This window comes from Micromonospora cabrerizensis (genome assembly GCF_022230955.1).
Classification (GTDB): domain Bacteria; phylum Actinomycetota; class Actinomycetes; order Mycobacteriales; family Micromonosporaceae; genus Micromonospora; species Micromonospora cabrerizensis.
The window spans coordinates 1-18601 of the sequence record NZ_JAKKFI010000069.1; the positions used below are offsets into that span (position 1 = coordinate 1).

General features: G+C 71.2%; 17 protein-coding genes, 1 tRNA gene and 1 pseudogene. 5 read left to right on the forward strand and 14 right to left on the reverse strand.

Annotated features, from left to right (window positions below; all coding sequences use genetic code 11):
- A partial coding sequence (locus LADH09A_RS17370) for a glycoside hydrolase family 13 protein (protein WP_238646379.1) occupies nt 1-1416 on the forward strand: 1416 nt, incomplete at its 5' end.
- A gap of 182 nt (nt 1417-1598) precedes the next feature.
- Nucleotides 1599-1970 carry a VOC family protein gene (locus LADH09A_RS17375; RefSeq protein WP_238646380.1) on the forward strand — a complete coding sequence of 124 codons (372 nt, stop codon included), beginning with the start codon at nt 1599-1601 and terminating at the stop codon, nt 1968-1970.
- A gap of 71 nt (nt 1971-2041) precedes the next feature.
- Here LADH09A_RS17375 and LADH09A_RS17380 read toward each other — a convergent pair whose 3' ends face one another.
- The 6 genes and pseudogenes from LADH09A_RS17380 to LADH09A_RS17405 all read right to left on the reverse strand — a co-directional run.
- The gene (locus LADH09A_RS17380) at nt 2042-2479 is read right to left on the reverse strand and encodes a hypothetical protein (protein ID WP_091394593.1); all 438 of its coding nucleotides are present in this window, start codon (nt 2477-2479) and stop codon (nt 2042-2044) included.
- 81 nt (nt 2480-2560) lie between these two features.
- Nucleotides 2561-2947 carry a GntR family transcriptional regulator gene (locus LADH09A_RS17385; RefSeq protein WP_238646382.1) on the reverse strand — a complete coding sequence of 129 codons (387 nt, stop codon included), beginning with the start codon at nt 2945-2947 and terminating at the stop codon, nt 2561-2563.
- Nucleotides 2947-3873, reverse strand: a complete 927-nt coding sequence (locus LADH09A_RS17390; protein ID WP_238646383.1) for a YhjD/YihY/BrkB family envelope integrity protein — start codon at nt 3871-3873, stop codon at nt 2947-2949. The genes LADH09A_RS17385 and LADH09A_RS17390 overlap by 1 nt, the downstream gene beginning before the upstream one ends.
- 79 nt (nt 3874-3952) lie before the next feature.
- Entirely contained in the window at nt 3953-4534 is a 582-nt protein-coding gene (locus tag LADH09A_RS17395) for a 2'-5' RNA ligase family protein (protein ID WP_372492299.1), read from the reverse strand.
- A gap of 12 nt (nt 4535-4546) precedes the next feature.
- The gene (gene trpS / locus LADH09A_RS17400; protein WP_238646387.1) at nt 4547-5572 is read right to left on the reverse strand and encodes a tryptophan--tRNA ligase; all 1026 of its coding nucleotides are present in this window, start codon (nt 5570-5572) and stop codon (nt 4547-4549) included.
- Between the two features lie 234 nt (nt 5573-5806).
- A pseudogene (locus LADH09A_RS17405) lies at nt 5807-6778 on the reverse strand (hemolysin family protein); the annotation flags it as partial.
- 249 nt (nt 6779-7027) lie between these two features.
- Between LADH09A_RS17405 and galE the strand changes: the two are divergent.
- Together galE and galK are read left to right on the forward strand one after the other, a co-directional pair.
- Nucleotides 7028-7957, forward strand: coding sequence for a UDP-glucose 4-epimerase GalE (gene galE / locus LADH09A_RS17410; protein WP_238646637.1), 930 nt, complete (start codon nt 7028-7030; stop codon nt 7955-7957).
- Nucleotides 7954-9123, forward strand: a complete 1170-nt coding sequence (gene galK / locus LADH09A_RS17415; RefSeq protein WP_238646389.1) for a galactokinase — start codon at nt 7954-7956, stop codon at nt 9121-9123. Before galE ends, galK begins: the two co-directional genes overlap by 4 nt.
- Nucleotides 9124-9407: 284 nt before the next feature.
- On the opposite strand, the gene LADH09A_RS17420 is transcribed toward galK, so the two are convergent.
- From LADH09A_RS17420 to LADH09A_RS17455, 8 genes are all read right to left on the reverse strand, one after another.
- Nucleotides 9408-10721 (reverse strand): sulfate adenylyltransferase subunit 1, encoded by a 1314-nt coding sequence (locus tag LADH09A_RS17420; protein ID WP_238646639.1) that lies wholly within the window; start codon nt 10719-10721, stop codon nt 9408-9410.
- Nucleotides 10722-10735: 14 nt separating this feature from the next.
- Nucleotides 10736-11647, reverse strand: coding sequence for a sulfate adenylyltransferase subunit CysD (gene cysD, locus LADH09A_RS17425; RefSeq protein ID WP_238646391.1), 912 nt, complete (start codon nt 11645-11647; stop codon nt 10736-10738).
- Nucleotides 11648-11722: 75 nt separating this feature from the next.
- Nucleotides 11723-12553, reverse strand: coding sequence for a 3'(2'),5'-bisphosphate nucleotidase CysQ (locus LADH09A_RS17430; protein WP_238646392.1), 831 nt, complete (start codon nt 12551-12553; stop codon nt 11723-11725).
- Nucleotides 12554-12708: 155 nt separating this feature from the next.
- Nucleotides 12709-13299 (reverse strand): aminoacyl-tRNA hydrolase, encoded by a 591-nt coding sequence (pth, locus tag LADH09A_RS17435; protein WP_238646394.1) that lies wholly within the window; start codon nt 13297-13299, stop codon nt 12709-12711.
- A gap of 100 nt (nt 13300-13399) precedes the next feature.
- Complete coding sequence (locus LADH09A_RS17440; RefSeq protein ID WP_238646396.1) at nt 13400-14092, reverse strand: 50S ribosomal protein L25/general stress protein Ctc; 693 nt, start codon at nt 14090-14092, stop codon at nt 13400-13402.
- Nucleotides 14093-14425: 333 nt separating this feature from the next.
- Entirely contained in the window at nt 14426-15406 is a 981-nt protein-coding gene (locus LADH09A_RS17445) for a ribose-phosphate diphosphokinase (RefSeq protein WP_238646397.1), read from the reverse strand.
- Nucleotides 15407-15464: 58 nt separating this feature from the next.
- Nucleotides 15465-16997, reverse strand: coding sequence for a bifunctional UDP-N-acetylglucosamine diphosphorylase/glucosamine-1-phosphate N-acetyltransferase GlmU (gene glmU / locus LADH09A_RS17450; RefSeq protein WP_308194600.1), 1533 nt, complete (start codon nt 16995-16997; stop codon nt 15465-15467).
- 110 nt (nt 16998-17107) lie between these two features.
- Nucleotides 17108-17179: transfer RNA gene (locus LADH09A_RS17455), tRNA-Gln, on the reverse strand.
- A gap of 303 nt (nt 17180-17482) precedes the next feature.
- On the opposite strand from LADH09A_RS17455, the gene LADH09A_RS17460 reads away from it, so the two are divergent.
- The gene (locus LADH09A_RS17460) at nt 17483-18448 is read left to right on the forward strand and encodes an acyl-CoA desaturase (RefSeq protein WP_238646399.1); all 966 of its coding nucleotides are present in this window, start codon (nt 17483-17485) and stop codon (nt 18446-18448) included.
- The last annotated feature ends 153 nt before the right edge of the window (nt 18449-18601 follow it).

The following is an 18601-nucleotide window of genomic DNA, read 5'->3' on the forward strand; positions in this document are numbered from 1 at the left end:
CAACTCGCCGACTACCGCAACGTCGACCCGATGTTCGGCACCCTCGCCGACTTCGACGCCATGAGCACCGACGCGCACGCCCTGGGCCTGCGGATCATCGTCGACCTGGTGCCCAACCACACCTCCAGCGCGCACCGCTGGTTCACCGCCGCCCTCGCCGCCGGCCCCGGCTCCCCGGAACGGGCCCGCTACCTCTTCGCCGACGGCCAGGGCCCGCACGGCGAGCTGCCCCCGAACGACTGGGAGAGCATCTTCGGCGGCGCGGCCTGGACCCGGATCGCCGACGGTCAGTGGTACCTGCACCTGTTCGACCCGTCGCAACCGGACCTGAACTGGCGCCACCCGGAGGTCCGCGCCGAGTTCGAGGACGTGCTGCGGTTCTGGCTGGACCGGGGCGTGGACGGGTTCCGCGTCGACGTCGCACACGGCATGATCAAGGCCGACGGGCTGCCGGACGTCGGCTTCAGCACGATCACCACCGGCCAGCGGCAGGTCGAACTGCTCGGCAAGGGCCGGCTGCCCTACTTCGACCAGGACGAGGTGCACGAGATCTACCGTGCCTGGCGGCCCATCCTGGACAGCTACCCCGGCGGTCGGATGGCGGTCGCCGAGGCGTGGGCCGAGACCCCGCAGCGGCTCGCCCGCTACGTCGGCCCGGACGAGCTGCACCAGGCGTTCAGCTTCGACTTCCTCGACGCCACCTGGACGGCCGACTCGTTCCGCAAGGTGATCGACACCGCGTTGAGCGAGTCCACGGTGGTCGGCGCACCGACCACCTGGGTGCTGTCCAACCACGACAAGCAACGACACGTCACCCGCTACGGCGACGGCGTCGAGGGGTTGCGCCGGGCCCGCGCCGCCAGCCTGCTGATGCTCGCCCTGCCCGGCAGCGCCTACCTCTATCAGGGTGAGGAGCTGGGTCTGCCCGAGGTCCTCGACCTTCCCGACGAGCTGCGCCAGGACCCGGCGTTCCTGCGCACCGGCGAGAGCCGCGACGGCTGCCGGGTGCCACTCCCGTGGAGCGGCGAGCTGGCCCCGTACGGCTTCGGGCCGGCCGGCAGCGAGTCGAGCTGGCTGCCCGCCCCCGCCACCTGGCGGGCCCTCTCCGTCGACGCGCAGAGCGGCGTACCCGGCTCGACGCTGGAGCTGTACCGGGCCGCGCTGCGAATCCGCCACGACCACCCGGCGCTGGCGCTCGACGCCGGTGGGGTCACCTGGCTGGAGAGCGGGCCGGACGTGCTGGCCTTCTCCCGCACCGCCGGCGAAACCGTGCTGACCTGCGTGGTCAACCTCAGCGGCGCGCCCGTCCTGATCGACGGGTACGGCCAGCCGCTCGTCGCCAGCGACACGCTCACCGGGCAGGGCTCCGGCCACCTGCTGCCGGTCGACGCAGCCGCCTGGTTGGAACGGCGCTGAGCGGGTAACTCGTTTTCGACCTGGTCGTCCGTCGTGCCCCGCGCCAACGGGCGACTGGGCTACCAGCCCCTTGTGGTGGGGGGTGAGGTGGCGCTGGCGCCACGCGGAGCACGCTCCGCGTGGCGCCGGTGTCCGTTCCTGCCCGGTGTGTTTACTGCCGCCGCCGTGGGTACCGAAAACCCATGGGCGTACGGATTGCGCAGTGCACACTCGACGTCGAGGATATCGACCTGATGGTGTCGTTCTGGTCGGCGGCCCTCGGCTACGGCATCGAGCAGGGCGACGACGGCAGCGCCAAGCTGTGGCCGCCGGGCGGACCGTCCGCCACGGCACCCACCCTCTGGTTGCAGGGCTCCGGCACTGCCAAGCGGGGCAAGAACCGTCTGCACCTCGACCTGGTCGCCGACACAGACCCGCAGACCGAGGTACGACGGCTGATCGACCTCGGCGCGCGGCATGTGGACGTCGGTCAGACCGGCACCGAACAGTTCACGGTGCTCGCCGACCCCGAGGGCAACGAGTTCTGCGTGCTGGACTCGGCACCGACCCGCTGACCGTCTCCCGGGGTCGCCGCGACCCGCTGACCGTCTCCCGGGGTCGCCGCGATCCGCTGACCGTTCCCGGGTCACTTCGCGGTGAGCAGCGCCGCGATCCGGGTGAACCCGGCGCGTACCTCGGCCTCGTCCGGCGGCTCGGCCGGTTCACCGTGCCCAGCCTCGTCGGCGGCGGCGTCCAGCTCCTCGTCGATCACGTCCTCGAAGTCACCGTAGAGGTCGGCCCCCTCCACCTGGCGGGCCTCGTCCTCGGCGGCGACCTGCGCGGCGGCGATCTCACTGCGGATCTCGTCGGCCGACAGCGCGGGCAGCAACGGTTCCACCACCGCCATCAGCTGCTCCTCGGCCACCACCGCCTCGGCCAGTGCCAACGCGTGCGGCCGCTCGTACGGCCCGCAGACCACCGGCTCCCACTCGTCGAGGTCACCGAGCGGACCGAAGGTGATGATCCACGGCAGGCCGAGAAGCGGTGAGTCCGCCGGCAGGTCCAGTGTCATGAGTGCGCCCACCGGCTCATCATGGTCCGCAAACGCGAGCCACGACGCCTTTCGGCTCAGTTACCGCCCATCCGGCGGGCGATCAGCGGCCGGTCAGCCGGGGCGGGCGGCGTCCAGGGCGGCACGCACCAGGGCGAGCGCGGTGGCCGGTGCCACGCCGAGCCGAGCCGCCTCGGCCGCGTACCCGGCCGCCGCCCGCTGCAACCGGTCGACGGCGTCGTCCCGGCCGGGGGCGACGAAGGTGCCGTTGCGCCCCCGGGTCTCCAGCAGCCCGGCAAGCTCCAACTCCCGGTACGCCCGGGCCACCGTGTTCGCGGCCAGGCGCAGGTCGGCGGCGAGCTGCCGGACGGTGGGCAGTCGGCTGCCCACCGGCAACCGGCCGTCGCCGATCAGCTCGGCGAGCTGCCCGCGCACCTGCTCGTACGGGGGTACCGACGAGTCCGCGTCGACCGAGATCAGCACCTGGGCACCTTCCGTCATCAGCCCGCACCGCCCGGCGTACCGGGGTCGGTGTCCTCGTCGGCCAGTCCGGGCGGGGCGGGGGTCTCCGCCAGGTCCACCACCCGCCCGTTCGAACTGGTCGCGAGCAGCGCCGCACCGAACAACACCAGCTGGTTGAGCAGGTAGAGGTAGAGCAGCAGACCGACGGCGCCAGCCACCACGGTGTACGCCGGATTCCGCTCGGTACGCACCACGTAGTAGCGCCCGACCGTGTTCAACAACGTGATGCCGACCGCGACCAGCAGCACCACCGGACGGAGCCGGGAACGGCTCATCCGCAGCCGGGGCACCGCGAGGAGCAACGCGGTGGCGAGCACGGCGTTGACCAGCACACTGAGCACCGCACTGATCGTGGTCAGGCCGACCGACCCGGTGCTGCGCAGCAGGAACCGCAGCAGCGACTCCAACGCGTCCACCGCCGCGACCGAGACGCCGAGCAGCACGAAGACGCCGATCATCACACCCAGGTCGACCAGCCGCCGGATCACCAGGTTGCCCGGCTGCTGGTTGAGGGAGTACATCAACCGCTGCGAGGACCGGATCGCCTCCACCCAGCCGATCCCGGTGAAGACCAGGATGACCAGGCCGACCACCCCGACCGTGCCGCTGGAGTTGGCGATCTGCTGTGCGTCCAGGAACGGCAGGTTCTCCTTGAGGAAGTCGGCCGCCGCCGCGCTGACGTCGTCGTTGTCCTCGAGGATCGCGCCGAAGATGGAGTACGCGACCAGGGCGAGAGCGAACACCGCGAAGAAGCCGTAGTAGGCGATCGCGGCGGCCAACCGCCCGGCCAGCACCTCGGCATACAGGGCACCGGCCCGCCAGACATGGTCGAAGAGCCCCGAACGGTGGCGCGCGGCGCTCACCCAGCGGTCGATGCCCGCCTCGATGCGGCCGATCACGTTCACGCGATCATCCTCGCCGATCTCCCACCGCCGTCGTGGCAACCGGCTCCCGAAGCTCACCGAACGGCGCGTCGCCGACGGCTCAGTCGCCGAGGCGGAAGTCCCGACGCGGCTGCCACCGGGCCTCCCCGCTGTGCGAGAAGAGGGTGAACGCGTCGACCTCGAACATCGCGGAGAAGTCCGCCAGATCCTCGTACACCTTGTCCAGGGCCTCCGGCGCCACGTCCTGCGCCACGGTGACGTGCGGATGGTACGGGAAGCGCGTCTGACGGTGCAGACCCGGCGCGGCGGCGATCGCGGCGGCCAACAATTCACACTCGCTGATCCCGGCGGCCACCGCGACGAACACCACCTGGGTGACCGGACGGAACGTACCGGTGCCCCGCAGGTGCAGCGCGAACGGCAGGTGCCCGGCGGCGACGGCCGCCAGGTGCCGCTCGACAGCGGGCAGGTTGGCCGTCTGGATCTCGGTGGGCCCGAGCAACGTCACGTGCGCCGGCACCGCGAGCGGGTCGCCGGCCTCGATCCGCCGCCGGGTGAGCTGAGCACCCCACGGCTCGGGAATGTCCACCGCGATGCCGATCTGGATGGTGTCGCCGGCCGGCGACACCCCGCCACTGCGATCCACGCTGCGCGCCGCCCCTCCGGCCACCGACCCGTCCACCTGTCCCGCGAGCTACTCGCCGCGGACGGGCGGGAAGAACCCGACCCGCTCGTACGCGGACCGCAGGGTCGTCGCGGCCACCGCGCGGGCCTTCTCCGCGCCGCTGGCAAGCAGCTTGTCCAACTGCGCCGGGTCGTCGAGGTAGCCGCGGGTGCGCTCCTGGATGGGGCGGACGAAGTCCGTGACGACCTCGGCCAGCTCCTTCTTCAGGTCGCCGTAGCCGCGGCCCGCGAAAGCGGCCACCAGCTCGTCGATGCTCCGACCGCTCAGCGCCGAGTGGATGGTCAGCAGGTTGGACACACCCGGCTTGGTCTCGGCGTCGAAGACGATCTCGCGACCGGTGTCGGTGACCGCCGACCGGATCTTCTTCGCCGACCGGGCCGGGTCCTCCAGGAGGTCGATGATGCCGGCCGGCGAGGACGACGACTTGGACATCTTCGCCGTCGGGTCCTGAAGGTCGGTGATCTTGGCAGTGTCCTTCACGATGTGCGGCGCCGGGACCGTGAACGTCGCGCCGAACAGCGAGTTGAACCGCTGGGCCAGGTCCCGGGAGAGCTCCAGGTGCTGCCGCTGGTCCTCACCGACCGGCACCGCGTTGGCCTGGTAGAGCAGGATGTCGGCCGCCTGCAGGATCGGGTAGGTGAACAGCCCGACGCTGGACCGGTCGTTGCCGTGCTTCTGCGACTTGTCCTTGAACTGGGTCATCCGGCTGGCCTCACCGAAGCCGGTGATGCAGCCGAGCACCCAGGCCAGCTGCGGGTGCTCGGGCACCTGCGACTGCACGAACAGGGTGCTGCGATCCGGGTCGAGCCCGACCGCGAAGAGCTGGGCAGCGGCCACCCGGGTGCGTTGACGCAGCAGCGCCGGGTCGTGCCCCGCGGTGATGGCGTGCAGGTCAACCACGCAGTAGAACGCGTCGTGGGTCTCCTGGAGCGCCACCCAGTGCCGTACCGCGCCCAGGTAGTTGCCGAGGTGGAACGAGTCGGCCGTCGGCTGGATACCGGAGAAGACGCGGGGGCGGGCGGGAACGTCGGACATGGCGATAATTCTGTCAGCAAGCAACCCGGTCCGTCATGACGGGCCGGCGGGTCGGCCGCGGCCCGCCGATGTCGGGCTGCTGACCTCGCGTGGTTCACCCGTGCCGACCCGGCGCGTCGGCCCGACAGCGACCCGGCGGTGCTGTCCGCCCACGGCCTCCCGCGCCGACCCGGGGCCGCCGACCCCAGCCGCCACGCCGTCCGGCTCGTGGCGCAGCCCGGGGTCCGGCTCGTGGCGCTGCCCGCTGTCCGGGCGGGCGGCGGAGACCGCGAGCCGGGCCACCCTGCGACCGTCCAGCGCGAGCACCCGCAGCAGGCAGCCGCCCGGCGTGCCGACCGGGTCGGGCAGCTCGGCCCCGCCGGGTCCACCGGGCACCGGCACCTCGTCGCCGTCCACCGGAAGCCGGCCCAGCGCCGCCATCACGAACCCACCAACCGTCTCGTACGGGCCGGCGGGTAACGCCACCCCGGTGCGTTCCGCGAAGTCGGCGAGGTTGAGGCGACCGTCCACCACGGCGGGCAGGCCGGCACGCACCGGGTCCGGGGCGGCGTCGTACTCGTCGTGGATCTCGCCGATCAGCTCCTCGATGAGGTCCTCCAGGGTGACGATCCCTGCGGTGCCGCCGTACTCGTCGACCACCACGGCCAGGTGCTGGCCCTCCCGACGCATCTCGGTCAGCGCGGGCAGCACCCGCTTGCTGCCCGGCAGCCGCTTCACCTCCCGGGCCAGCTCACCGACGGTGACGCACGGTTCGGCGTCCGGCCGCAGCAGCACGTCGCGGAGGTGCACGAAGCCGATCACGTCGTCGTGGGTGCCGTCGGTGACCGGGTAACGGGTGTGCGTTTCGGCGCGGACCAACCGGGCGGCCTCGGCGATGGTCAGCCGCGCCGGAAGGAAGACCACCTCGGTACGCGGCATCATCACCTCGCGGATCAGGCTGGCACCCGCGACCAGGACCTCGTCGATGATGTGCCGCTCGTCCGGGTCGAGCACCGTGTTCGCCGCGACCAGGTCCCGCAGGTCGGCCTCGGAGATGCGCTCCCGGCCAGCTGCCGGGCCCGCCCCGAGCAGATCGGTGACGAGTCGGGTGGCACCATCGGCGGCGCGGACCAGCACCCGGGCGACGGCCCGGGCGAGCGGACCCGGATCGCGGCGGGACGGCACCCGCACGCGTCGCCGGAGCCCGGTACGGGCCGCTTCCCGCATGACAGAGATGGTAGACACCGTTGGCCCGTCGCACCGGGGATCGCGCGGCGCGGACCACAGATGTTCGGCTCTGTTTAATCGTGAGAGATTATGATGGAATAAGGATGGCGGCGGCGTCGGCGGGAGTGCCGGCCGCCGCCTTAGGGTGATCACCGAAGGGCCACGTCCCGGGCGGGCCAGGCAGGAGGCAACGACGTGAAACTGCTCGTCACCGGGGGCGCCGGCTTCATCGGCAGCGTGGTGACCCGGATGCTGCTCGACGCGGGCCACCAGGTCGTCGTCCTGGACGACCTGCGCACCGGTCACCGCGAGGCGCTCGCGCCGGACGCGACCCACGTGCAGGCGTCCATCCACGACGCCGCCCGCATCGTCACCCCGGACGCCGGCTTCGACGGGGTGCTGCACTTCGCCGCCCTGATCGCCGCCGGGGAGTCGATGGTCAAGCCGGAGCTGTACTGGCAGAACAACACCGTCGGCACGCTCGCCCTGATCGACGCGGTCCGGGCCGCCGGGGTGCCCCGGATGGTCTTCTCCTCCACCGCCGCCGTCTACGGCAACCCCACCGAGCTGCCCATTGGCGAGACCGCGGTCAAGGCGCCCACCAACACGTACGGCGCCACCAAGCTCGCCGCCGACATGGCGCTCACCTCCGAGGCCATCGCACACGGGCTGGCCGCCGTCTCGCTGCGCTACTTCAACGTGGCCGGCGCCCACCTCGACGGTGACGTTGCGCTCGGCGAACGGCACGACCCGGAGACACACCTCATCCCGATCGCGTTGGACGTCGCCGCCGGCCGGCGGGAAAAGCTCCAGCTCTTCGGCGACGACTACCCCACCGTCGACGGCACCTGCGTCCGCGACTACATCCACGTCGCCGACCTCGCCCGGGCACACCTGCTGGCGTTGGGCGCCGCCACCGCGGGCCAGCACCGCATCTACAACCTCGGCAACGGCAACGGCTTCAGCAACCGCCAGGTGGTCGACGTGGTCCGCGAGGTCACCGGGCAACCCGTGCCGGTCGAGGTCGCGCCGCGCCGCGAGGGCGACCCCGCCGAGCTGGTCGCCTCCTCGGCGCTGGCCCGCGACGAGCTGGGCTGGGTGCCCGAGAAGCCGACCCTGCACGACATGGTCGGCGACGCCTGGGCGTTCTACCGCGCACACGTCCTGGAGCAGTCATGACCGACCCCACCGGCGACGTCGCCGAGCGGGCCGCCGAGGGTTTCACCAACCAGTACGGCGGCAGGGCCACCGGCCGCTGGGCGGCTCCCGGCCGGGTCAACCTGATCGGTGAGCACACCGACTACAACGAAGGTTTCGTGCTGCCCTTCGCACTGCCGCTGCGGACCGTGGTCGCCGCCGACCGACAGGACGGCGACCAGTGGACCGTCTGGTCCGAGCTGTCCGGCGAGACGATCACCTTCGGCGCGGACGACGTCGCCGAGCCGGGTCGGGTCACCGGCTGGGGCGCGTACGTCGCCGGGGTGGTCTGGGCGCTGCGCGAGGCCGGCCACCCGGTGCCGGGCGCCCGCCTGGCGATCGCCTCCGACGTGCCGCTGGGCTCCGGTCTCTCCTCCTCCGCCGCGCTGGAGTCGGCCGTGCTGGCCGCCCTGCTCGACCTCGGAGGGCTGGAGCTGTCCCCGGAGCTGCAACCCCGGCTGGCCCAGCGGGCGGAGAACGTCTACGTGGGCGCGCCGACCGGCATCATGGACCAGTCGGCGGTGATCCGCTGCCGCGCCGGGCACGCCCTCTTCCTGGACTGCCGCGACGAGTCGGTCGAGCAGATCCCCTTCGACCTGGACGCGGCCGGGCTGGCAGTGCTGGTCATCGACAGTCGAGCGCCGCACCGGCACGCCGACGGTGAGTACGCTGCCCGCCGCCGCTCCTGCGAGGCGGGAGCCAGCGCACTCGGGGTGACCGCACTGCGGGACGTCGGTGTCGACCAGCTCGACACCGCGCTGGCCCAGCTCGACGACGAGGAGACCCGGCGACGGGTCCGGCACGTGGTCACCGAGGACCAACGCGTACTGGACACGGTGGCGCTGCTCCGCGCCGCCCGGGTCCGCGACATCGGCCCGCTGCTCACGGCCTCACACGTCTCGATGCGCGAGGACTTCGAGATCACCGTTCCGGAGATCGACACCGCGGTCGAGGCCGCGTTGGCGGCCGGCGCGCTGGGTGCCCGGATGACCGGCGGCGGCTTCGGCGGCTGCGTTCTCGCCCTGGTCGAGGCCGACCGCGCCGACGAGGTCGCCGCCGCCGTCACGGCCGCGTACGCCGAGCGCGGTTTCACCGCCCCCGGCACCGTAACGGTCGTCCCCGCCCCCGGCGCAACCCGCCTCCCCTAACCCCACCCCAACCCCACCCGACCCACCCCCACCCGACCCACCCCCACCTCCGACCCCGCCCACCCGGGTTGATCAAGAGGTTTGCGTCAAGATTCCGGCTCGAACTGACGCAAACCTCTTGATCACCGGGCAAGGAGCAGGGCAAGGGGTGGCGGGCGGGCGGGCGGGCGGCCGGGGAGATCGTGCTCTTACATGGAAGTAGTGGCCTCACCCGGTGGGTGAGGCCACTACTTCGTGGATCTGGCGTGATCTTGGGGGACGCCCGGGTCGGGGCCGGGCTTGGGTCAGCTGGCTTCGACGATCATGGCGGCGCCCACCGTGCGGTTGGTGGTCTCGTCGATGATGACGAAGCCCCCGGTGGTGCGGTTGCGCCGGTATTCGTCGGCCAGCAGCGGCACCGTCGTCCGCAGCCGCACCCGGCCGATCTCGTTGAGCCGCAGCTCGTCGGCCGACTCGTCACGGTGCAGCGAGTTGATGTCCAACCGGTAGTGCAGCCCGCGCACGATGGCCCGTGCCGACCGGGTGGTGTGCTTGATCGCGTACCGGGCGCCGACGCGCAGCGGGGCCGTCTCGTCCATCCAGCAGACCATCGCCTCGATGTCCTGGGCCACCGCCGGCGCGTTGTTCGGGCGGCAGATCAGGTCACCCCGCGAGATGTCGATCTCGTCGGCCAGTCGTACGGTCACCGACATCGGCGGGAAGGCCTCCGCGACCGGCCCGTCGGCGGTCTCCACGGCGGCGATCCGGCTGGTGAAGCCGGACGGCAGCACCATCACCTCGTCACCCGGCTTGAGCACGCCGGAGGCGACCTGACCGGCGTAGCCGCGGTAGTCGGTGACCGTGGTCGACTGCGGGCGGATCACGTACTGCACGGGGAACCGGACGTCGACCAGGTTGCGGTCGCTCGCGATGTGCACCCGCTCCAAGTGGTGCAGCAGCGAGGGGCCTTCGTACCAGGGCATGTTCTCCGAGCGGGCGACGATGTTGTCGCCGCGCAGCGCGGAGATCGGCACCACGGTCAGGTCCGGTACGTCGAGCTTCGCGGCGAACGCGGTGAACTCGTCGGCGATCTGCTCGTAGACCTCCTGCGACCAGTCCACCAGGTCCATCTTGTTGACACAGAGGACCAGGTGCGGCACCCGCAGCAGCGAGCACAGGAACGCGTGACGCCGGGACTGCTCGACCAGGCCCTTGCGCGCGTCCACCAGGATCAACGCCAGGTCGGCGGTGGACGCCCCGGTGACCATGTTGCGGGTGTACTGGATGTGCCCCGGGGTGTCGGCGATGATGAACTTGCGGCGCGGGGTGGCGAAGTAGCGGTACGCCACGTCGATCGTGATGCCCTGCTCCCGCTCGGCGCGCAGGCCGTCGGTGAGCAGGGCCAGGTTGGTGTATTCGTCACCGCGGGCCGCGCTGACCGCCTCCACCGCCGCCAGCTGGTCGGTGAAGAGCGACTTGGTGTCGTAGAGCAGCCGGCCGATCAGGGTCGACTTCCCGTCGTCCACGCTGCCGGCGGTGGCGAACCGCAGCAGGTCCATAGGCCGGGCCTCCGGCCCGGCCCCGGCAACAGCCCGGGCCTCCGCATTCGCGGACGCCATGATCTCGGTGCTCATCAGAAGTAGCCCTCCCGCTTGCGGTCCTCCATGGCGGCCTCGCTGACCCGGTCGTCACCACGGGTCGCGCCGCGCTCGGTGATCCGGGTGGCCGCCACCTCCTCGATGACCTTCTCCACGGTGTCCGCGTCGGACCGGACCGCGGCGGTGCAGGAGGCGTCGCCCACCGTGCGGTAGCGCACCTGCGCCTTGAACCGCTCCTCGCCCGCCCGGGGACGGAAGAACTCGTTGACCGCGTAGAACATGCCGTCCCGCTCGATCACCTCACGCTCGTGCGCGTAGTAGATCGACGGCAACGGGATGCGTTCCCGGGCGATGTAGTGCCAGACGTCCAGCTCGGTCCAGTTGGACAGCGGGAAGATCCGGATCGACTCGCCGGGGTGGTGGCGGCCGTTGTACAGCGACCACAGCTCCGGTCGCTGGTTCTTCGGGTCCCACTGGCCGAACTCGTCGCGGAAGCTGAAGACCCGCTCCTTCGCGCGGGCCTTCTCCTCGTCGCGGCGGGCGCCACCGAACAGCGCGTCGAAGCGGTGCTTCTCCACAGCGTCGAGCAGCACCGGCGTCTGGATCCGGTTGCGTGTGCCGTCGCTGGCCTCACGGACCATGCCGTTGGCCAGGGCCTCCGGCACGCTCGCGACGACGAGCTGCAACCCCAGCTCGGCGACCCGCTGGTCGCGGTATTCGAGGACCTCGGGAAAGTTGTGCCCGGTGTCGACGTGCATGACGGGGAAGGGGATGTTGGCCGGGGCGAACGCCTTCTGCGCCAGCCGCAGCATGACTATCGAGTCCTTGCCGCCGGAGAAGAGCAGCACCGGGCGTTCCATCTCGGCGACGACCTCACGCATCACGAAGATGCTCTCCGCCTCCAGGGCGTCCAGGTGGGAGACCCGGTACGCCGCGGGGGTGGTCATGACGCCGGCTCGATTCGCTCGCTCATCCGATTTCCAGACCTTTCCGGTCGGGCATGTCAAGAAAGTGGGCTCAGGCTACCCGGAATGTCTCTGCAGCGCTGCAAGCAACCGGTCGGCGAGATCCTTGCGGCAGACCAACAGGTCCGGCAGGCGTGGATCCGCCTCGTTGTATCTCAGCGCAGATCCGTCGATCCGGGAAGCGTGCAGTCCGGTGGTCGTCGCCACAGCCACCGGGGCGGCCGAGTCCCACTCGTACTGCCCACCGGCGTGGATGTACGCGTCCACCTCGCCGGTGACCACGGCGGCGATCTTCGCTCCGGCCGAGCCCATCGGCACCAGGTGCGCCCCGACGTCCTCGGCCAGGTCGGTGAGGAAGACCGGCGGCCGGCTCCGACTCGCCGCGAGGCGGATCTTCCGCTCGCCGGCGGTCGCCGCCTCCACCGTCATCGGCGGGTACGCGGGCGGGTAGTCGGTGCCCAGCACCCGCTGCTGCGCCGGCAGCCCCACCGCCCCGGCGACCAGCCCGTGCGGGCTCGGCGCGCTGCGCGCCCAGAGCGCCACGTGCACCGCCCAGTCCGAGCGGCCCTCCTCGGAGAACTCCCGGGTGCCGTCCAACGGGTCGATGATCCACACCCGATCCGCGGTCAGCCGCGACACCGCGCCGGTGTTCACCTCCGCCGCCCAGGCCAACCGCGAGCCCTCGTCCTCCTCGGAGAGCACCGCGTCGCCCGGCCGCCACTTCGCCAACTCCGTGCGGATCAGGTCGTGCGACACCTTGTCCCCGGCCGACTTGAGCGCGCCGCCGTCGGCGAAACCCATCTCCGTCCGCAGGTCGAGCAACGCCTGTCCGGCCCGGGACGCCAACCATCGGGCGAACGCGCCATCGATCATCGGAGGACTGCTCATCTGTCCGCTCCCGTCGCCTCGCCGCGACCCGTGCCCGCACGGACCGATTCGCCGCGACCCGCGTCGCCGGTCGCGGCACGCCGAAAGGCGCAGACTACCGGCCCGCCGTTTCCGATCCGGTACGCCCCGCCCGGCCAGAGACTGTCGGGAAGCCTCTAACTGCCGTGGTAGAGGTTCTGCGTCGGCTCCACGCCCTTGACGATCACCGACTCCACCACGTCGGCGGCCCGGTCCACCAGGAAATCCAGTTCCTTGCGCTCTGCCGCGCCAAAATCCGACAGTACGTAATCCGCCGGGTCCTGCCGCCCGGGCGGTCGGCCGACGCCGAACCGCACCCGGGCGTAGTCCTTCGTGCCCAACGACTTCGACATCGACCGCAGGCCGTTGTGCCCGCCCTCGCCACCGCCGAACTTGATCCGTACCTGACCGAACTCGATGTCCAGCTCGTCGTGCACGGCGATCACCTGCGTCGTCGGCACCTTGTAGAACTGGGCCAGAGCCGCCACCGGTCCACCAGAGAGGTTCATGTACGTCAGTGGCTTGACCAGCACCAGCTTCGGTCCACCGAACCCCAGCCGCGCCTCGGCCACCTCGGCCACGGCCCGCTTGTGCCGCCCGAACCGCGCCCCGACCCGACCGGCCAGCAGGTCAGCCACCATGAACCCGACGTTGTGCCGGTTACCGGCGTACTCCCGACCGGGGTTGCCCAGGCCGACCACCAACCACGGCCATGCCTCGTCCGTCACGACCTGTCCCTTCCGACGTCCATCACAGCGACTCCCGATACGCCGACAGGCGCCCCCGAACATTCGGGGACGCCTGTCGCACAGTACGAATACGAACCGATCAGGCCTCGGTGCGCGCCTCGGCGGTCTCGCCCTCGGCGGCGGCGGTGTCCGCGCCCTCGGAGCCCTCGGTGGTCTCGCCGACCTCGGCCTCGGCCTCGTCGGTGGCCACCTCGACCTCGGGCAGCGTCGCCTCGAGCTGCTCGGCGGTGGGGGCAGCGGTGATCGACGCGACGGTCAGGTCCGAGTCGACGGCCAGCTCGACGCCGGTCGGCAGCTCGACGTCACCGGCGGTCACCAGGGTGCCCGCCTCCATGCCCTCGATCGACGCGTCGAGGTGGTCCGGAACCTTGGTGGCGTCGGCGGTCACCGAGAGGGTGTCGTGGTCGTGCACGATCAGGGTGTCGCGTGCGGCCTCGCCGGTCAGCTGGACCGGGACGTCGACGGTGACCTTCTCGCCCCGGCGAACCAGGATCAGGTCGACGTGCTCGAAGGTGTCCCGGATCGGGTCCCGCTGGATCGCCTTCGGCAGCGCGAGCACCTGGGTGCCGTCGGTGATGTCGATCGCGAAGAGCTGGTTGGCACCGCCCTTGCGGATCGCCGCGGCGAACTCCCGGGACGGCAGCGCGATGTGCTTGGGCTTCTCGCCGTGGCCGTACAGCACGGCGGGCACCTTGCCGGCCCGGCGGGTACGGCGGGCACCACCCTTGCCGAACTCGGTGCGGGGCTCGGCGCTGATCTTTACCTCGGACACGGGGAAACTCCTGATGCTTTTCGCTGCGGCGGCTTGTCGTCTGGCGGTGCTGGGGCGAGGGGCTCGCTGGGGCTCATGCGTCATGAACGACTGCCCGGAGCACCGCGTCGATGACGGTGCCTCCGTGCGGCGCTTTTCAGCGGCCCGCCGGGCACCCTCGCCGTGGCAACCGCACCAGTCTACCCGAGCTGTTTCCAGGGTTTCCGGCAGTCCCCGTTCACGGCTCCAGACCGGCGCGTCGGTGGTGCTCCCACCAGCGTGCCGGCCCCGTTTCCACCAGTTTGCCAGCCCCGCCCCCGCCAGCGTGTCGAGTGGCGGAAACGGGGCTCAGGCTCAGCTCAGGCCACCGAAGAGGGTGGTCACCGAGCCGTCGTCGAAGACCTCCCGGATCGCGCGCGCCAGCAGCGGCGCGATCGACAGCACGGTCAGCTTGTCCAACTGCTTCTCCGGCGGGAGCGGCAGGGTGTTGGTCACCACGATCTCGCTGATCGAGCTGTTCTTCAGCCGCTCCGTCGCCGGGTCGGACAGCAGCGCGTGGGTGGACGCGACCACGATCTCCGCCGCCCCCGACTCCTTGAGGATGTCAGCGGCCTTGGCGATCGTGCCACCGGTGTCGATCATGTCGTCGACGATCAGGCAGACCCGGCCCTCCACCTCGCCGACCACCCGGTTCGCCACGACCTGGTTCGGCTTCATCGGGTCACGGGTCTTGTGGATGAACGCCAGCGGGCAACCGCCCAGCCGGTCGGTCCACCGCTCGGCCACCCGCACCCGGCCCGAGTCGGGGGCCACCACGGTCATCGGCCGGCCGGCGTACTTGCGCTCCACGTACTCGGCCAGGATGTCCATGGCGAAGAGGTGGTCCACCGGGCCGTCGAAGAAGCCCTGGATCTGCGCGGTGTGCAGGTCGACGGTGAGGATGCGGTTCGCACCCGCGGTCTTCAGCAGGTCCGCCACCAGCCGGGCCGAGATCGGCTCCCGGCCCCGGTGCTTCTTGTCCTGCCGCGCGTACGGGTAGAACGGCAGCACGACGGTGATCCGCTTGGCCGACCCCCGCTTCAGCGCGTCAACCATGATCAGGGTCTCCATGACCCAGGTGTTCACCCCGTGCGTGACGGACTGCACCACGAAGGCGTCCGAACCACGTACCGAGTCCTTGAACCGTACGAAGATCTCGCCGTTGGCGAACTCGTACGCGTCGGCCGGGGTCGGCGCGACGCCGAGCACCTCGCCGATCTCCTTGGCCAACTCCGGAAAGCCACGTCCGGAAAAGAGCATCAGGCTTTTGCGGTTTTCGGCGACGATGCTGCCCATGGGCCCGTCTGCTCCCGTTATGTCGGCGGTACCCGACCCGGTGGTGGTGGGTCGGGGACTATTCGGTTGCAGTATCTCCCGTGCCGGATGCGCCGCCCACCGTCTCGGTCGCCCCGTGGATTGCCTCACTGTCGCTTGCGGTCGCGGGCAACACCGACGCACCCTTCGCGTCCTGCGCACGCTGTGCCGCCTCGGCCGCGGCCGTGCCGGCGCGACGCTTCACGACCCAGCCCTCGATGTTGCGCTGACGTGCGCGGGCTACACCCATCGCGCCGGCCGGTACGTCGTCGACGATCACCGAGCCGGCAGCGGTGTACGCCCCGTCACCCACCTCGACCGGCGCCACGAACATGTTGTCGGCACCGGTGCGCGCGTGGCTGCCGATGACCGTGCGGTACTTGTTGACCCCGTCGTAGTTCACGAAGACCGACGCGGCACCGATGTTGGTCTGCTCGCCGATCGTCGCGTCGCCGACGTAGGTCAGGTGCGGCACCTTCGAGCCGGTGCCGATCTGCGAGTTCTTCACCTCGACGAACGTGCCGACCTTCGCCTTCTCGGCCAGCCGGGCCGCCGGCCGCAGATACGCGTACGGGCCGACGCTGGCGCCCGCGCCGATCTCGGCGCCGACGGCGTGGCTGCGGACCACCGACGCGTCGGGACCCACGATCGTGTCGACCAGCGTGACGTCCGGACCGATCAACGCGCCCGTGCCGACGACCGTGCCACCACGCAGCTGGGTGTTCTGGTCGACCACCGCGTCGCGGTCCAGCGCCACCGTCACGTCGATCCAGGTGGTCGCGGGGTCGAGGAGGCTCACCCCGGTGCGCATCCACGCCTCGTTGACCCGGTCGCGCAGCAGCCGGCGCAGCGTCGCCAGCTCCACCCGGTCGTTGCAGCCCAACGTCTCCACGTGGTCGACGGCCATGTGCACCGCGACCGGCTCACCGGCCGAGCGGAGCAGGCCGAAGACGTCGGTCAGGTACTCCTCGCCCTGGTCGTTGTCGGTGGAGAGCTTGCTCAGGGCCTCGCGCAGCCGTACCGCGTCGAACGCGTAGATGCCGGCGTTGATCTCCCGGATCGCGCGCTGCGTCGCGTCGGCGTCGCGCTCCTCGACGATCTGCTCCAGGCGACCGTCGGCGTCCCGGACGATGCGACCGAGCCCGGTCGGGTCGGGCACCTCGGCGGCCAGCACGGTGGCCGCCGCAGCGGCCTGCTCGTGCGCGGTCACCAGCGCGCCCACCGTCTCGGGGCGCAGCAGTGGCACGTCCCCGTTGATCACCACGACGGTGCCGGCGCCGTCCGGGACGGCGTCCAGGGCGATCCGCACGGCGTGCCCGGTGCCGAGCTGCTCGGCCTGGAGCACGGGCGTGGCGTCCGGGGCGACCTCGGTCAGGTGGGCCCGGACCTGGTCGGCACCGTGCCCCACCACGACGACGGTGCGGTCCGCGGCCAGCGGTGCGGCGGCGCTCAGGACGTGACCGAGCAGCGTCCGACCGAGCAGCGGGTGCAGCACCTTGGGCAGGGTCGACTTCATCCGCTTGCCCTCACCGGCGGCGAGCACGACGACGGTACGAAGGTGGGGCTGGGGCACGACGTGGCTCCCGTCGGGACGGCGGACACTCTCGCGGTCATGCTAACCGCGAGGCCCTACCTGTCTTCCTCTTACCCCCACCGGGCCCTAAAACGGACGTAGATGGGCAGCTCGGCCGCCAGGGTTCGAACCTGAAATACGGGTACCAAAGACCCGGGTGTTGCCAATTACACCACGGCCGATCAACGACACGAGCGCGTCGCGTCAGGGGGATGAACATCCCGCCGCTACACCTTAGCGTCCCCGCCGTCGTACGCCATCGCTCATCCCGCCGCAGAGCGGAAGCGGGGCGACAGCGCGAGGTGAGAGCGCCAACCCGAGTCGATCAGTCGACCACGCTGCCCAGCCCCGACGCGGCACCTGACCTGCGGCTACGAGCGGTTATGTGAGGGCCTTTCGAAACTTCCCCGTGCGATCTACGGTGCCGTAAGTTACGGTGACGTAGGCGTAGCTTCGTGATCGTAACCATCCCCCTGCGAGGTCCCATGTCCACCGCTCTGCTCGATCCCAACACCGCCGGACCCGGCCCCAAGCCACTCACCGACGGCAGCCAGTCCCCCGGCATCCTGGCCGCCCTCTGGGCCTTCGTGGTGATCCCCTTCGTCGCCCTGCTGGTCGCCGTGCCGGTGGCCTGGGGCGGCTGGCTGGGCTGGACCGACGTCATCATCGGCCTGGTCTGGTATGTCGTCTCCGGGCTCGGCATCACCGTCGGCTTCCACCGCTACTTCACGCACGGCTCGTTCAAGGCCAAGCGGTGGCTGCGGGTGACCCTGGCGGTCGCGGGCTCCCTGGCGGTGCAGGGCGAGATCATCCAGTGGGTCGCCGACCACCGCCGCCACCACGCGTTCTCCGACCTGGAGGGCGACCCGCACTCGCCGTGGCGCTTCGGCACCAGTTTCTGGGCGTTGACCCGAGGCCTGTTCCACGCGCACGTGGGCTGGCTGTTCCGCCGGGAGCTGTCCAACCGTGCGCGCTTCGCGCCGGACCTCATCGCCGACCGCGACATCAGCCGGGTCGACCGGCTCTTCCCCGCACTGGTGGCCGTCTCGCTGCTCGGCCCCGCGCTGATCGGCGGCCTGGTGACCTGGTCGTGGCAGGGCGCGCTGACCGCGTTCTTCTGGGCCGGGCTGGTCCGGATCGGTCTGCTGCACCACGTCACGTGGGCGATCAACTCGGTCTGCCACGTCTACGGCGAGCGACCGTTCGCGATGCGCCAGGGCGACCGCGCGTCCAACTTCTGGCCGCTGGCGATCCTGTCGTTCGGCGAGAGCTGGCACAACCTGCACCACGCCGACCCGACCAGCGCCCGGCACGGCGTCCTGCGCGGTCAGGTGGACATCTCCGCCCGGGTGATCTGGCTGTTCGAGAAGATCGGCGCGGCGACGCAGGTGCGCTGGCCAAAGCCGGAGCGCCTCGCCGCGAAGCTGGTGAAGCCGGTCGCACCCCGATAAAACCGGGCGGTGCGCCGAGATGCCGCCTGGCAGGATGGCCGGGTGACCGAGCCACGCGGGGGGACCGGACGGCTCGGCAGACCGGGAGCCGGGCCCGATCCGGGTACGGTCGGACGGCGCGGCAGGGCGGTCGCACCGCCCAACAGTGAGGCG

Excerpts from the sequence above, each read along its gene's own strand:
- LADH09A_RS17375 (WP_238646380.1), top strand. The coding sequence starts at position 1,599 with ATGGGCGTACGGATTGCGCAGTGCACACTCGACGTCGAGGATATCGAC.
- LADH09A_RS17385 (WP_238646382.1), bottom strand. The coding sequence starts at position 2,947 with ATGACGGAAGGTGCCCAGGTGCTGATCTCGGTCGACGCGGACTCGTCG.
- trpS (WP_238646387.1), bottom strand. The coding sequence starts at position 5,572 with ATGTCCGACGTTCCCGCCCGCCCCCGCGTCTTCTCCGGTATCCAGCCG.
- galE (WP_238646637.1), top strand. The coding sequence starts at position 7,028 with ATGCTGCTCGACGCGGGCCACCAGGTCGTCGTCCTGGACGACCTGCGC.
- galK (WP_238646389.1), top strand. The coding sequence starts at position 7,954 with ATGACCGACCCCACCGGCGACGTCGCCGAGCGGGCCGCCGAGGGTTTC.
- LADH09A_RS17420 (WP_238646639.1), bottom strand. The coding sequence starts at position 10,721 with ATGGCGTCCGCGAATGCGGAGGCCCGGGCTGTTGCCGGGGCCGGGCCG.
- cysD (WP_238646391.1), bottom strand. The coding sequence starts at position 11,647 with ATGACCACCCCCGCGGCGTACCGGGTCTCCCACCTGGACGCCCTGGAG.
- LADH09A_RS17430 (WP_238646392.1), bottom strand. The coding sequence starts at position 12,553 with ATGAGCAGTCCTCCGATGATCGATGGCGCGTTCGCCCGATGGTTGGCG.
- LADH09A_RS17445 (WP_238646397.1), bottom strand. The coding sequence starts at position 15,406 with ATGGGCAGCATCGTCGCCGAAAACCGCAAAAGCCTGATGCTCTTTTCC.
- LADH09A_RS17460 (WP_238646399.1), top strand. The coding sequence starts at position 17,483 with ATGTCCACCGCTCTGCTCGATCCCAACACCGCCGGACCCGGCCCCAAG.